Origin of the sequence: Pigmentibacter ruber, from assembly GCF_009792895.1 — a bacterium.
In the GTDB taxonomy this organism is placed as follows: domain Bacteria; phylum Bdellovibrionota_B; class Oligoflexia; order Silvanigrellales; family Silvanigrellaceae; genus Silvanigrella; species Silvanigrella rubra.
This window is the reverse complement of record NZ_WSSC01000005.1, coordinates 112,718-127,521: the sequence shown is the minus strand read 5'-3', so window position 1 is coordinate 127,521 and position 14,804 is coordinate 112,718. Positions and strand designations below refer to the sequence as shown.

At 30.4% G+C, this 14,804-nt stretch carries 11 protein-coding genes; 7 read left to right on the top strand and 4 right to left on the bottom strand.

Annotated features, from left to right (window positions below):
• Positions 1-3: 3 nt before the first annotated feature.
• From hemA to ccsA, 3 genes are read right to left on the bottom strand one after another with little or no spacing between them, the layout of a single operon-like run.
• Positions 4-1,389: a glutamyl-tRNA reductase gene (gene hemA / locus GOY08_RS14265; RefSeq protein ID WP_158999598.1), complete on the bottom strand. Its 1,386-nt coding sequence runs from the start codon at positions 1,387-1,389 to the stop codon at positions 4-6.
• A gap of 12 nt (positions 1,390-1,401) precedes the next feature.
• Positions 1,402-2,445 carry an asparaginase gene (locus GOY08_RS14260; RefSeq protein ID WP_158999597.1) on the bottom strand — a complete coding sequence of 348 codons (1,044 nt, stop codon included), beginning with the start codon at positions 2,443-2,445 and terminating at the stop codon, positions 1,402-1,404.
• Positions 2,446-2,467: 22 nt separating this feature from the next.
• Positions 2,468-3,319: a cytochrome c biogenesis protein CcsA gene (ccsA, locus tag GOY08_RS14255; protein ID WP_158999596.1), complete on the bottom strand. Its 852-nt coding sequence runs from the start codon at positions 3,317-3,319 to the stop codon at positions 2,468-2,470.
• Between the two features lie 117 nt (positions 3,320-3,436).
• On the opposite strand from ccsA, the gene GOY08_RS14250 reads away from it, so the two are divergent.
• The 3 genes from GOY08_RS14250 (at position 3,437) to GOY08_RS14240 (ending at position 7,650) form a co-directional block, all read left to right on the top strand.
• A complete protein-coding gene (locus GOY08_RS14250) occupies positions 3,437-3,823 on the top strand; it encodes a J domain-containing protein (protein ID WP_158999595.1) in 387 nt (128 codons plus the stop codon).
• A gap of 33 nt (positions 3,824-3,856) precedes the next feature.
• The gene (locus GOY08_RS14245) at positions 3,857-5,335 is read left to right on the top strand and encodes a M20/M25/M40 family metallo-hydrolase (RefSeq protein ID WP_158999594.1); all 1,479 of its coding nucleotides are present in this window, start codon (positions 3,857-3,859) and stop codon (positions 5,333-5,335) included.
• Positions 5,336-5,547: 212 nt separating this feature from the next.
• A complete protein-coding gene (locus tag GOY08_RS14240) occupies positions 5,548-7,650 on the top strand; it encodes a hypothetical protein (RefSeq protein WP_158999593.1) in 2,103 nt (700 codons plus the stop codon).
• A gap of 6 nt (positions 7,651-7,656) precedes the next feature.
• Here GOY08_RS14240 and GOY08_RS14235 read toward each other — a convergent pair whose 3' ends face one another.
• Positions 7,657-8,325, bottom strand: coding sequence for a lysophospholipid acyltransferase family protein (locus GOY08_RS14235; RefSeq protein WP_158999592.1), 669 nt, complete (start codon positions 8,323-8,325; stop codon positions 7,657-7,659).
• Positions 8,326-8,516: 191 nt separating this feature from the next.
• Between GOY08_RS14235 and GOY08_RS14230 the strand changes: the two genes are divergently transcribed.
• From GOY08_RS14230 to GOY08_RS14215, 4 genes are all read left to right on the top strand, one after another.
• A complete protein-coding gene (locus GOY08_RS14230) occupies positions 8,517-10,079 on the top strand; it encodes a tetratricopeptide repeat protein (RefSeq protein ID WP_158999591.1) in 1,563 nt (520 codons plus the stop codon).
• A 60-nt stretch (positions 10,080-10,139) separates the two neighbouring features.
• Positions 10,140-11,963 carry an acyl-CoA dehydrogenase gene (locus tag GOY08_RS14225; RefSeq protein WP_158999590.1) on the top strand — a complete coding sequence of 608 codons (1,824 nt, stop codon included), beginning with the start codon at positions 10,140-10,142 and terminating at the stop codon, positions 11,961-11,963.
• Between the two features lie 221 nt (positions 11,964-12,184).
• Complete coding sequence (locus GOY08_RS14220) at positions 12,185-13,192, top strand: C1 family peptidase (protein WP_158999589.1); 1,008 nt, start codon at positions 12,185-12,187, stop codon at positions 13,190-13,192.
• Between the two features lie 200 nt (positions 13,193-13,392).
• The gene (locus tag GOY08_RS14215; protein ID WP_158999588.1) at positions 13,393-14,781 is read left to right on the top strand and encodes an O-antigen ligase family protein; all 1,389 of its coding nucleotides are present in this window, start codon (positions 13,393-13,395) and stop codon (positions 14,779-14,781) included.
• Positions 14,782-14,804: the final 23 nt, after the last annotated feature.

The following is a 14,804-nucleotide window of genomic DNA, read 5'->3' as shown; positions in this document are numbered from 1 at the left end:
TAATTATTTATTTTCTTGTATTTTGTTTTTAAGAGGAAATTTTAAAATATTTTCATCTTTATTAAAATTACCTGGCAATAAAGGTTGTTCTGATAGTTTAAAAAGAAATTCTAGTAAATCACCTACAGTCTCTGTTTCAGATTCTATTTTTATATTATTTTTGGCCAACAAAGCGGGGATAGAAACCATTTTTTTAGCAATTGCCTCAGAAATTATTTTTGGCGTTACCTTTTTACCATTATTAATTTCTTTTAAATACCTATTTACTTCATAATCTACAACATTCTTAACCCAACTATGAAACTTTCCAACATTTGCTAAATTTTGTTTTTGAATTTCAGTAAAAATATAGTCTTGAATTTCATTTTCTATTATTTTCTCAGCGTGACTAGCGGCTAATAATCTAGACTCTCTATTTTTTTCCATAACTGAATCGAGATCGTCTACATTAAACAAAAACAAATTTTCAATTTCAGAAATTGAAGGTTCAATTTTTCTTGGAACACTAATGTCAACCATAACAGATAATTTTCCATATCTTTTTTTAGAATATTTCTTCAGATGTTTCTTTTCTAAAAGATATTGACTACCACCTGCTGCAGCAATACAAATATCGTATTCATCTATTTTTTCTAATGCACTTTCTAAATCTAATGGCCAAGCTTTTCCTAAATCCATAGCTAATTTTTCAGCATTAACAAATGTTCTATTTGCAATAAATACATTTTTAGCTTGCGAAAAGAGTAAATGTTGTGCAGTAATTCTAGCCATTTCTCCTGCACCAATAATTAATATTTTTTTGTCTATAATATTATCAAAAATTCTAGCAATAATATCAATTGCTGCATGTCCAATAGAAATTCCATTTCTACCGATCTCAGTTTCAGTTCTAATTTTTTTAGCAACTCTAAAACATCTATTAAATATTGGTCCTGCTAGGTTATGTGCCAGACCTAATTCGACAGCTGTTAAATATGCTTCTTTTACCTGTCCTAAAATTTGAGGTTCCCCAACAACCAAAGAGTTTAAACTTGCTGTAACTTTAAAAAGATGGCGTAATGCATCTAAGTCATAAAAAAACTGTAAATAATTTATTAAATAATTAGATGATAAATTTTTGAAATATTCTTTTTTTTCTATTAAATATTCAGAATAAAGCTTAAAATACACTTGATTTATTTGTTGAATGGTAACATTGCCAAAAAAACAAACATCGTATCTATTGCAAGTACTTATAATGACAAATTCCATTTGTGTAGAAGGGAATAAATCTTTCCAAACTTCACTCATTTTTTGCGGGGTACCAATATATGCCCAGGCTTCTCTTAATTCAACCGGACAAGTTTTATAATGTACAGCGCAATAGGTAAAAAAATGTGGATTTACCATCACATTCCTCTTTTAAATACTTGGAATAGAATCAATACTTTGGCATTCAAATGCAAGCGGTGTTGCAAAGAAAGATTGTCTTTTCTCAAATGGAATTTTTCGTCCAAGCATAATCATCAATTTTACACTAGCAGCTTCAAATGTCATATCTAAAGCAGAAATTCCTCCCAAAGCTGCGAACCGTCTTCCATTTTCATACAACTGCAAATCAACGCTTCCCGATTCACATTGCGTAGAAATAACAATTGGTATTTTTCTGTCCAATGCTCTTTCAAATAGTTCTAACCAAATTTTTCCTGAAATAGGAAGGTTTCCTGCTCCAAACCCTTGGATAATAATACCTTCTGTAGAAGATAAGAGTCCATCAATAAAAGTTAAAGAAGGAATAGCCCCTGGTACACACATTAAAGAAGTTATATTTCCATTTATTTCAGAATTAATACTAGGTGCATGCCGTTTTGCCTCAGGTAATATAGAGTTAAGAACCTTTTTGTTTAACTTGATATTTACTCCAAAGCTTCCTATTTTTGGAGAATTATAGCTTTTATATGCATATAAATGTTCATTACTATATTTTGTAGCACGGGTTGCTCTATGCACTTTACTATCAAAACATATCATTACTTCCGGAATTCCATGGGTCGCTAATTCAACGGCATCGATCATGTTCATCCGAGCATCACTGCGCAAAGCCGTAAGCGGACGTTGTGCTCCCGTAAATACAACGGGTTTAGTTAATCCTCCAAGAAAAAATGCAAGTGCAGATGCAGTCCATGCCATAGTATCCGTTCCATGTACAACGACAAATCCATCACATTGAGACCAACTTTCAAAAATAGTTTTAGCTAATAATTTCCAAATATCTATTGTTACATCTGAAGAATCAATATTACAAATAACCTTTAAGTCTATCTCTGCTAACGAAGCTAACTCAGGTATTTGTTGTAACAAATTTTCAAGAAGATTCGACGAATGTTGTTTTGTAGCGGTTTGACCGCTGCCTAAAACCATTGCAAAAGTCCCACCTGTGTGGATTATTAAAACTTTTTTTCTCATAATGAACTAAAACTTTCTAAATTCAAAAGTACTGCCAAATTGTACCAAATAATCCCAAAATAAGCAGGATCATGCCAAAAATTGCCAATTTAGCACCTTTTCTCCCACGCCAACCCCAACGACTGCGTCCAAAGATGGTCATGACATACCACCCCCAAACTAAAAATGCCCATAAAATTTTAATTAATCCAACTTGAACAGCTTCTTTGCCAATGAAAATCAAGGCTAGACCTGAGAATAAACTAAAAGTAATAAAAGTAAGTCCAATGAGCGAAGAGCGCTCCATCAATTTTTCTAAGCCAGAAAGACTTGCTGCTGAAGGATTTTTATCTATTTTTCGTTGCTTTAATTTTCGATATTCTCTTAGATAGAGTAATGAAGCACAAAATGCAGCTACAAAAATGGCTTCACCAAGAGATGCTGTGCCAATATGAAAATAAACTAACCAGTCTAATGATTCAGCTCTATATAATGGTTTGGGATCTAAAAATGGAGTTAGTGTTGTGATTAAAAAAATTAATGCGCCAACTAAAAAAGAAAAAGCAGGTAATCCTTCTTTGCCTCTATCAACAATAATGACGGCAATAGAAAGAACTAAACAAATGGAAGTATATACTTGTGTTGTAATTGTATTTATTGGTAATATGAACTCTAAAGTAGAATATATAACTGTAAAAACACTCCCAAGAATAAAGAAAATCCTTGCCACATAGTGGAACTTATTATAGTGCTTTTTTTCTCTAGCTTTTAAACTTAACGTATAACCAAACCCCAATAATGCTAAACCAAATAATACGCTCATTGAGATACGAGAAATTGCTTCTAATAGAAATATGTTATCCATCAAGTTGTCTTGAAATATCAAGCGTTGCATATTATTTATGATATCCTTTTAAGTAGTTTGGACTTTTCCAATTTGCTGAACAAATTCAAAAAGCTTAAAGGTATTCAGTTCTAGCATTACATATAACAGTGAATGGACTTTTCCAATATGGATATTGATTTTATTGACGATGACTCTTTTCAATCTAAAAAACAAGAGGCTGAATTAAAGCAGCAAAAAAAATTAGCAAAGCAAGAAAGACTCGCAAGAAAAAAAGATCTAATTTTAAATATACAAAATCTTCTAAAAACTAATTCATCAAATGATTCTTATAACTTTGAGAATTGTTTACTTAATGCAGAAAAATATAAATGTGGAAGCAAAGATTGGGCTTTAGCTATTTTAAATCTTCAAGCACCTGTTAATTTAAAAGAAATCAAGGAAAAATACATATTATTAGCACAAATTTTACACCCAGATAAAAACAGCCAAAATAATCCTGAAGCAATGAAATATTTAAATGAAGCTTGGCAAATATTAAAAAAAAATATATAAAAAATTCCTAGTCTTATTTAAAGGATTTAAAAAATGACAAATAATCCTCATATCCATTCAAAAAATTGTGGTTGTAAAAATGAAAAAGGCGAGCCTCTATTTATAACAGCACCGAGTTCTTCTACATTAAAAGCCATTGAATATAGCGAAAAAAATATTGCAAAAGAATATGAAGAATTAAAAAAACTTGTAAAAATACCTAGCGTAAGTTTACAGGGGTTTGATCCCAAAGAAGTAAAGCTTAGTGCAGAGGCAACCGCTGAATGCTTACAAACAGCAGGCTTAGAAAATGTTGAAATTTTACATTTAAATAATGATGTTCACCCTTACGTTTATGCAGAATGGTTGCATAAACCAGACGCTCCAACTTTATTATTATATGCTCATCATGACGTACAACCACCAGGGCGTGAAGAAAAATGGAATTCAAACCCATTTATTCCTACAGAAAGAAATGGTCGACTCTTTGGTCGGGGAACTGCAGATGATAAAGCAGGCATTATTGCACATACAGCCGCTATTTCAGCTTATTTAAAAACAATAGGCGAACTTCCTGTTAATGTAAAAGTTATCATTGAGGGAGAAGAAGAAATAGGTAGTAATAATCTGGGACAATTTGTACGAACGCATAAAGAAAAATTAAAAGCAGATAGCATTATCGTAACAGATTGCGCAAATGTTGACTCAGGAATTCCAAGCATTACAACTGCTCTAAGAGGACTTGTAGCTGTTGATATTGAAGTTTCAGCTTTAGATCATCCTGTGCATTCAGGATTGTGGGGAGGAATTTTACCTGATCCTGTTTTTGCCCTAACACAAATTTTATCTACTTTGATGGATGAAAAAGGTAACATCAAAGTCAAGGGTATTTTAGACGAACTAAAAATTTTAACTGAATTAGAAAAAGAAAATTTTGCAAAATTAAAAATGGAAAATATAGCTCGCGGAGCAACTGGATTGCTAAATGGACTTCCCTTTACAGCGAAAGAAACTGAATTTGCTGAAAAGTTGTGGAGATATCCATCTTTAAGCATTAATGCAATTCAAAGTGGTTCTAAAAAACTAGTAAGTAACATCATCCAAGACTCAGCATGGGCTCGTGTCTCTATTCGAATTGTACCAAATATGAATCCGCAAGATATTTTGCAAAAACTAACTAAACATATTGAAAGTGTATGCCCCCCTGGATTCAGGTTAAAAGTAACACCAGAATCCGCAAGTAATTGGTGGTCAATATCAAACCCAAATGAAGAAGTTTATCAAATTGCAGCTCGTTCTTTAGAAAAAGCTTACAAACATACAACACAATTTATAGGCTGCGGCGCAAGTATACCGTTTGTACAACCACTAACTGAAGCTTTTGGCGGAATTCCTGCTATCTTAGTTGGTGTTGAAGATCCCTATACCAATGCTCATTCAGAAAATGAAAGTTTGTTACTTAGCGATTTTCAAAAATCAATCCAAGGCCAAATATATATGTTAGCAGATTTAGCTAAATTTAAAAAAGTATAAAATATTTATACTATTAACTAAAATCTCTTAAATAACTTAGAATCTTCTCAACTAATACTCTTTCAAAAATTATTTAGAGCATAATTAATAACTGGAATATTTTTTTAAGATATTATAAATAATTACCTTTTTTTATATTAATTTAAATCACTTAAGTTATACATTAAAGAAACCGAACAAGTAAAGAATTGCTTTTCTTTCTTGGAGGATTCATGTTTTATGTCCATAAAAAACTGTTAGGTATAAGAAATCTTTCAGTATGGATAGGAGCAGTTACACTATACAGCTGTTCACTAAAAAATGGACAATCAAATATAAATGGTAGTTCTTCTAATATTTCAGTTGCTACAATTGATATGAATCCTAAACAAGACATGCAAAATTATTTATTAATTGGCGCTGAAGGCAGAGCCGGTAAAGGTGCTGTTTTTAGATGCCAAGTTGATGGTTCAAAATGCTTAGAATATATTGGCGGCAATTTGGATTTACAACAATATCTTGAAAAACCAAATGAAGTAATCAGCATATTAAAGGGCGAACATTTTGCTTCAAGTGTAGCTGCTAATCAAAGCTTTATTTACATTGGTGCAAAATATAAACCAGGTTATGATCAATTCTCAAGGCATGATCCAAAATCATCTAATGGCGCAATTTATAAATGCGACTTGTTAGGAAAAATTTGTGAATTAATCAATTTAAGTTCTATTAATCTAGTTTCAAATGATAGATTTGGTTCAAGTCTTTTTGCAACAAAAGATAATATATATATTGGAGCTACAGGGAGAGATAGTTACCTAAATACAATTAGACAAAATGATGATATAGGAGCAATATTTAAATTTAATATTACTTTAACTAGTGGAAGTGAATTTATAGGCGGTAAAATTGGAAATCCTGATATCAAACTTTTGCCAAATGATAATTTTGGGTCAAGTATTTACTTAACACAAAAATTTATTTATTTTGGTGCAAATAATAGAAATAAAGAGTCTGGAACTGCTTTTATTTGCGAAATATCAGGAAAAAAATGCAAAGAGTTTAATATAACTAATTTAAACTTAAATAATAATGACCAATTTGGATCTAGTATTTATGGAAATAATGAATATCTTTATATAGGAGCACCTGGAAGAAAAAGTAGTCTTTTATCTGGAATTAATTCTGAAAATATTGGAGCAGTTTTTCGTTGCAACACTAATGGTGAAGAATGTATTGAGTTATTTGGAGTAAAGAACCAGAAAAAACATGAAATTATTCTTGAAAATGGAGACCGCTTTGGCTCTAGTTTAATTGTTTTTGACAATTATATTTATATAGGTGCTGAAGGCAGAAAAGATCAAGATAATAATAAAACAGGATCTATCTTTAAATGTGATTTAGATGGAAATAAATGTCTTGAATTAATTGGCGGAAAATCTAAAGAAAATATTGGAATGACATTTGGATTAAAAGATGGTGACTTATTTGGATCAAGCATAACTGTAGCTACTTTACCAATAACAGAAAATAAAAACATATTAAATGAAAATTGTTCTGATCAAAAAATTCAATCTGGAAATATTACAAATAATTTTAAATTTACTATTTGCAATATACTTTCTGATCTAAACAAAACGAAAATAAAGTTTATTAATGCTTTTAGTTCAATGAATAATAGCACATTAATACTCACTGAATCACAAGGAAGTTTTAGACTTTTGTCTAATAAAAGTGGATTATTTGTTGGTCTTGGTACTGTATACGAATATTGGGGGGCTCGAGACTGGATAAGTAGTAATCCTACTGATGCTTTTAATTCAGGTAAAAAACTCCTCGCATTTGGTGAAAATAAAAATAGTATTAATCAAATTGGGAATATTTGGAATGGTATTTGGGATATTCGATTTATAGATGATAATGGAAACATTCTTAAAGCTTCAAGTGTAATTAGTGGGACATATTCTGGGCATAATGGAAATTATTTAATTGAAAAAACTCTTGATAAAAATTATGTAAACAATGTTTTTAGTGCGTTTATAGTTCCTAAATCTAATAATGATGAACTATACTTTCTAAAAAAAGATGGTAATTATGACATACTAGATACAACTAAATATTCTGTTATTGAGACTGGTTCTCTTACTGAATTATTATCTTCAATACCTAAAAATGATATTCAACTTATAGATTATTCAATTAAATTAAAAGATAAAATTATTCTCTTTAAAAAATCAAATATAACTAATCAATATCAAGGATTTTATATATTAGATATTAATGATGTTGTTAATAAAAACAAAGAATCTCAAACAATTTTTGTTCAAAAAACAGATTAAAAATTTTTATTTATAAATATGTTTATATAACTCAGTGGTTCTTTCTTCTACAGTTTTTAAAACAAATTTTTCATATTGCTCATCGTCAGAAAAATTGACTTCAGTTTTATCAGGGATTTTTTCAAAATGAACTGAAATTTTTGAAAAAGGTAAAGGAACTAAAAATCTGTCCCAAGAATTTACTCGTATCGCTTTTTTTAATCCCCAAATTCGACTTCCTGTAACATGGGCATGGATAAAAAAAATGGGGCCATCTACAACTCTTGCGCATGCAACAATTCCACGCTTTGGAACAAATGGAGGGCCTTTGGGGCCATCAAAAGCTATTCCCACACTTTTTCCTAATTTTGCAGCTTTTTGTAATTCGAGAAGGGCTTTTTTTCCTCCTCTATTAGATGAACCGCGAATCATTTCGAATCTTCTTTTTATGAGTAATTTTGCAACAAGTTCACCATCTTGACTTAAACTAGAAATCAGTACCACATTTGGTCTGTGAACAGAATCTACCCCTATAAAACAAGCTAATATTGCATTATGCGGGCAACAAAAAACTACATTTTTTTTCTGCCGCCAATATTCTTCAACGTTATCAAATCCTACTAGACGAACTTTGCAGGTCTTCACAAGCAATAAATAAAAATAATAACCCAAAATAAAAACAATATTTCTAGCCATTTATACTCTCTATGAAATATATAACGAATACTAGGAAATTTTAAGCCAATATGATCATAAGGTTAAAATTTCAATAATTTCAACTAGCTAATCCTCATAACACAAAACTTAATAATTCATCAAATAAGTCGATATGCACAATAGGGAGAATACCGCTTATAGAATTCACCCATGCTGAGGAAGGATATTGTTTGCTAAAAAAAATTATTTCTTTAAGCATATTATGCAACAGTATTAACATAGAGTTGTTAACTTATGCTAATGACTTAAATGAAAATGATATCCAGAAATTTGCTAACTTAAATAATTCAACGAATAAAAAACAACAAAAAAATGATACTGAAATAGCAAAAAAACTATTTAAAGAAGCAAAAGCTATCTTAATAAATGCTCTTCCTGGAGAACAAAATAAAGCAGAAAAGTTATTAATAGAATGTATAAGATTAAATCCCAATGACATAGATGCTTATATAGAACTTTCAAAACTTATTCAAATCCAGGTTTCACAAGGTTTAAGACACCCATATGAATTGCAAAAAAGTGTGGAACTAGTGACTGAAGCATACGAATTAGCACCTAACAGACCAAAAGTGTTATTTGCTAAAGCGGATATCTTATATTACTCAGGACAAGCTAAAGCTGCTGAACAGTTATATCTCGAAGCTCTCAATCAATATCCAAATCATTTAGATTCTTATATAGAAAAAGCTAGATTATTTGCTGAAAAAAAACCAACTGAAGCAATAGAAAATGCTAAATTTGCTTTACAAAATGGAGCATCAACTGATGATATTTCTCAATCAGTGGCCATAGCTTTTACAAAACTCTATCAACCAGAAATTTCTGCAAGTATGTTAAAAGAATTTTCAGAAAATTATCCTGATAGATGGTTATGGCATAAAACAGCTTTATCCTATCTTATGCTGAAAAATTTTGAAATGGCATCATATGCATTTGAAAAAGCCATTGCATTAGGTAATGATATTGAATCTAGATTACAATTAGCTGTAATGCAATATAGTTTACAAAATAAGTATAAAATGTCTCTTGATAATTTAAATAAACTTTTAGCAACTCTAAGTAAACATACCTATATAAATAAAACCGCTTTCTCGTTAGTTTATGCGCATATGTCAATGGCTCACTTTAAAAACAAAAATCACTCCGACGCAGCAACTGCTGCTGTTTACTCAGCTGAAACAGCTTATGAAAACAAACAGTTCTTTGTTTCATTAGTTACAGAATATAAAAAACAAAATGCATTATATATTGTAGAAAATGCTCTGAAATATTTAATAAAAGAACAACCTAATTTCTCTTTATCTTACACAATTTTTGGAGAAATTTTCAGAAACCAGAAACGCTATGATGATTCTATAGATATGTTCAGTAAAGCTATTGCACTAGATCAATCGAAGGATGATATTTTCGCAGAGAGAGGGATTTCATACTATAAAAAAACAGATTACTTAAATGCACTAAATGATTTTGAAACAGCTCTTAAAATAAAGCCAAATACTGCTATTTACATCTACAATAAAGCTTGTATGCTTGCCCTACTTGGAAAAAAAAGTGAAGCTTTACAAAACTTGAAACTTGCACTTATTGAAGATAAAAAACTAATTGAACTTGCAAGATTTGATTCAGATTTTGCTTCGTTAAAATCTGACTCTGAATATTCATCACAATTTGCTTCAATTATCTTAGAAGATTCTGATGATAAGTGGCTTGCGACTGAAAAAGATTCAAATTAATCTAGAGGTTTTCCTTTTTGAATTTTTAATGATTTTGCTTTTTCTTAGGAGATGTCACTAATGGCCGCTACAAGTTCCTTTATGATTGACAGAAGAGAAATTGAGTTTGTATTATTTGAATATCTTAAAATCCAAAAATTATTTGATATCCCTTATTTTTCGGATCATTCAATTGAATCAGTTGGAGAAATGTTAACTTCTGCTATTACATTATGCAATCAAAACTTAGGCCCTCTAAACAAAGTTGGTGATAGGATTGGGTGCATACATAATAAAGAAACAAAAGAGGTAACTACTCCACCAGGCACAAAAGAAGCATACAAACAGTTTGTTGAAAATGGCTTTCTAACTCTTGCAGATTCGCAAGAAGCTGGTGGCATTCAAGCTCCAGGTATTGTTGCTTCTGTTTTTATGGAAATATTTTCTAGTGCAAATCAAGCCTTTACTATGTATCCAGGCTTAACAAGATCTGCTTCACATGTTGTTTATCACTTTGGTGAAGACTGGATGAGAAAAACATGTATCCCTAAAATTGCTGAAGGATTTTGGACAGGAACAATGTGTCTAACAGAGCCTTCTGCGGGAAGTGCTGTAGGGGATTTACGTTCAACGGCAAAAAGAAACAAAGATGGTTCTTTTTCCATTAAAGGTGTAAAACAATGGATTTCTGGTGGAGAAAACGATTTCACCGAAAACATTCTGCATTTAGTATTAGCAAGAATAGAAGGTGCTCCAAACGGTATTGAGGGCGTTAGCTTATTTTTGGTTCCTAAATTTCGCTTCGATAAAGATACAGGTAAAGTAACAGAAAAAAATGATTTATATTGCATTTCATTAGAAGAGAAAATGGGAATCCATGGAAATTCAACTTGTCTCATGAGCTTTGGTGATAATGACCAATGCCAAGGATTTCTTATTGGAAAAGAAAATCAAGGCATCAATTATATGTTTTTAATGATGAATGAAGCTAGAATTGGTGTCGGTTTACAGGGACTAGGGCAAGCATCAGTAGCTTTTCTAAATGCAGAGCAGTATGCGAAAGAAAGAATTCAAGGAGTAGATATTGCAGTTAAAAAAGGAAATGAAAATCCTCCTCGCATTGCTATCGTAAATCATCCTGATGTGAAAAGAATGCTTCTTCGCCAAAGAAGTTTAGTCGAAGGAATGCGTGCTCTTTGTTACACCACTGCACTTATGCATGACGAATCACAACATGCTTTAAATGACAAAGACAAGAAAACGGCACATGGATTTTTAGAGTTACTCACACCTATTATGAAGTCTTGGTGCACAGACATGGGATTTCAATCAATCATTCAATCTATTCAAACTTATGGTGGGTATGGTTTTACAAAAGATTATCCAGTAGAACAATTACTTAGAGATTCTAAAATTACTTCAATTTATGAAGGTACGAATGGCATACAAGCACTTGATTTGGTTGGAAGAAAAATGCGGATGGAAGATGGTGCTATTTTTATGAAATGGATTCAAAGACATGTCAGCTTTATCGAAACGAATAAGGAAAATGCCGAAATATCTAAAGAAGTCCAATTATTAGGAGATTATGTAAATAAGATTGGCAAAGCAGCAATGCACATGGGTGAATTAGCAAAAAAAGGGGATAAACATGCGGCTATCTTGAACGCTTATCCTTTTATGATGGCATTCGGGCATACAATAATAAGTGGCCTTCTGCTTGAGCAAGCAGTTGTTTCCCAAAACTCCTTAAAAAATAATAAATTGTCCACAAGCGACAAAAAGTTTTATAATAATAAAATTAAAACTGCAAAATTCTTTGCTCATCACATATTACCTGAAGCTAAAGCTTATTTAGCAAATGTTTTCTCTGAAGATGTTTCATGCCTAAATTTTGAGTTTTAATTTCTCATCTCTTAATTTTTAATATTTATTAAAAAATTTGGTTTTATTATATAATGTAATAAAACCTTTTCAATTATAATAAAAAAATTCCTATAAAATTAATTTTCAATTTACAAATTGGAATATTTTTTCCTACTGCCTCCTTCAATTACTAAAGATCAAGACGAAATAAAAATCCAAAGAATTTTGGTTCCATTAACGCTAAATATAAGGAGAAAATTATGCGTTTTTCCGGAAAATTTGTCTCAATTTTAAGTATTTTTACTTTAGTTCCATTTCTTGCTAGAGCACAATCTGCTTCAGTCATTTCTGACTATGTAAATATAAATGGATCCGTTACTTTAAGTGTTGAAAAAAATGACCCTCAAGGAGGATTCAATCCTATATTTCATTTTGATAACAAAAAAGAAATCTCATTCATGAATGTTGAAATAACACCAAAAATGGAACAAAAAATAAATTATGCATACTATTTTATGCTTTTCCGTGGCGGAGAGAGAGACTATAGTCGAGGGATCGTTAGATTTTCTCAATCAACAAACGCTGTTGATTTAAAAATGGCTAATGTACCAGTTTTAGATCAAGGTCGTTATGGTACATGCGTTACATTCTCTTCTACTGCTGCATTAGATGCTAGATTTGGAATTGGTGACTATATAGATCAACAATGTGCATTAGCATTAACAAAAACTTTAGGAAATAATTATTGGAATGGTGCATGGACAGCAAATGACATCATCCAGCCTCTAAAAAAATATGGTATCATTGCTAAAAATTACTGCTTTGGTTCAAAATATCCAAATCCAAATCAAACAGTTGATATAAATCAATATACTAAACAAAGTTATAAAGATTTTAGTGATAAAATTCAAACTACAAATACAAAACCAGATTTAAACGCTATAAGACAAGCATTAGCCGCAGGACATAGAGTTCTAATTGGTTTTCTTTATAATTCAGATTTTGGAACAAAAATGATTAATAATGATGGAAGTCAAGCTACTCAAAACAGAGGTGGCTTATGGGCTTGCTATCAACCACAAGATTCAAGAAATCGTTGTGTCAGAACAAATGCTGGACATGAAGTGATTGTAATTGGATATGATGATAATCAACAACTATTAAAAATTAGAAATTCTTGGAGCTCAGAAGTTGGTGACAATGGCGATTATTACATGACTTACAATTACTTTAACGCGATGACAATGGATCAAACTATTTTGTATTAAAACTTTTTTATAGCACAAGTGTTTTCCAAAAGCACTTGTGAACTTTTTAATTCATGACCTTCCTTTTTCTTCTCATTAGCCTTAAAAGAAATATGTTTTAATATTAATTGTCATGATATTAGGCAATAAATTTTTAAAATGATAGAATTCGATTACCTTTTATTTATTTTTAGAAATTTTCTGCTACAACAGGATGGCTTATGCTTCTAAATTATCTTTTTTTCTTGTTCCCATTCTTTTTATATTTAGGAATAGCTGTTCAAGGTCTTTCCTTTTATATTATTTGTATCGTAGCCCCTTCTATTTATTTTCTCAAACAAAAGAAAATCATCCCTGATTTTTTGATTAAAACTGCAATTTGTTTACTTTTACTTCATATTATTTTTCCAATCACAAATATAATCAATTATTTATTTCCTCTTGAGCAGTTTCCAAATTATAAATTCCAACTTACTTTAAAATGGCCAAGTATTTTACAAAGTAATTTTCCATCTTATTTATTCATAGGAACTCTTTTGTTACTTATTTTTCAATTCATTAGCAAAAAAAACAGGGCAAACTCTGTTTCTTTGAATGTTGAAAAAGTAGAAATTTCACCTTTAAAATATTTTTTGACTGGATTGTTTCCTGCTTCTATTTTAATTTGTCTTGCACTTATATACCAATACAATGTTGGGCTAGACTTTCATTCCTTTAAAGGTAAGTACCTAGAAGCAACAGAAGTACTTGATAACGGAAAATACCGAGTTAATGGATTTTATGGACATCCTTTAACAATTGCTGGTGTAGGTTTAGCCTACTCTATTTTCTGTTGGAGTTTATTATGGTTATCAATAACTAAAAATCATATTTATAACTTTGATAACCTCTTCATTTTTAAAAACAAAAATATTCATAAATTAGCTTTATTAGTAATCTCTATTTGTAATTTTATTATAGTTATCTTAAGTTCAGGGAGAACAGCGGGAATAGCTTGTATCTTTATGCTTCTTTTAATACCATTTCTTCTAGGAATTAAAAGAAAACCATTTTTAACTATTATTACTCTAATGGCACTTATTGTTTCTAGTTTTTTTATCTTAAAAAAGTCTGGTTTAATGGAAAGAATATTATTTACAACAAATTCTATCTCAGAGTCAAAAACACTTGATAATGGTAATTATAGACAGTATTTTTGGAAAGTTTATTGGCAAATGTTTTTAGATAAACCGGTTGTTGGTCATGGTAATTACTGGTTAAAAGATGGAGTTAGAGAAAACTATTATAATAAAATGGGATTTGAAAATTTACCTGAAAAATATAATGCACATAATAACTATTTAGAAATTCTAGCAAGTGGTGGGCTATTAGCCTTCTTTTGGATTATAACAATTCTAGGATTTTTATATAAAACTTTAAAAAATAAAATAAATGAAAATTTCAAAGAAATGAATTTTTTAATTTTTTGTTATCTAAGCATGTTTATTGCAAATTTAATACATGCCCTAACACAAAATGTATTCTTTGATTCCTCAGTAGTATATATTTATACATCCATAATTTATGTAATAATTTGGCATATAACTTTTAAAGAAAAAAATAAGACTTAATATCATCATTTTTATTTTTAATA

Coding starts and splice junctions, on each gene's coding strand:
- GOY08_RS14245 (WP_158999594.1), top strand. CDS start 3,857: ATGACAAATAATCCTCATATCCATTCAAAAAATTGTGGTTGTAAAAAT.
- GOY08_RS14215 (WP_158999588.1), top strand. CDS start 13,393: ATGCTTCTAAATTATCTTTTTTTCTTGTTCCCATTCTTTTTATATTTA.
- hemA (WP_158999598.1), bottom strand. CDS start 1,389: ATGGTAAATCCACATTTTTTTACCTATTGCGCTGTACATTATAAAACT.
- GOY08_RS14260 (WP_158999597.1), bottom strand. CDS start 2,445: ATGAGAAAAAAAGTTTTAATAATCCACACAGGTGGGACTTTTGCAATG.
- GOY08_RS14240 (WP_158999593.1), top strand. CDS start 5,548: ATGTTTTATGTCCATAAAAAACTGTTAGGTATAAGAAATCTTTCAGTA.
- GOY08_RS14235 (WP_158999592.1), bottom strand. CDS start 8,325: ATGGCTAGAAATATTGTTTTTATTTTGGGTTATTATTTTTATTTATTG.
- GOY08_RS14220 (WP_158999589.1), top strand. CDS start 12,185: ATGCGTTTTTCCGGAAAATTTGTCTCAATTTTAAGTATTTTTACTTTA.
- ccsA (WP_158999596.1), bottom strand. CDS start 3,319: ATGCAACGCTTGATATTTCAAGACAACTTGATGGATAACATATTTCTA.
- GOY08_RS14225 (WP_158999590.1), top strand. CDS start 10,140: ATGGCCGCTACAAGTTCCTTTATGATTGACAGAAGAGAAATTGAGTTT.
- GOY08_RS14250 (WP_158999595.1), top strand. CDS start 3,437: ATGGATATTGATTTTATTGACGATGACTCTTTTCAATCTAAAAAACAA.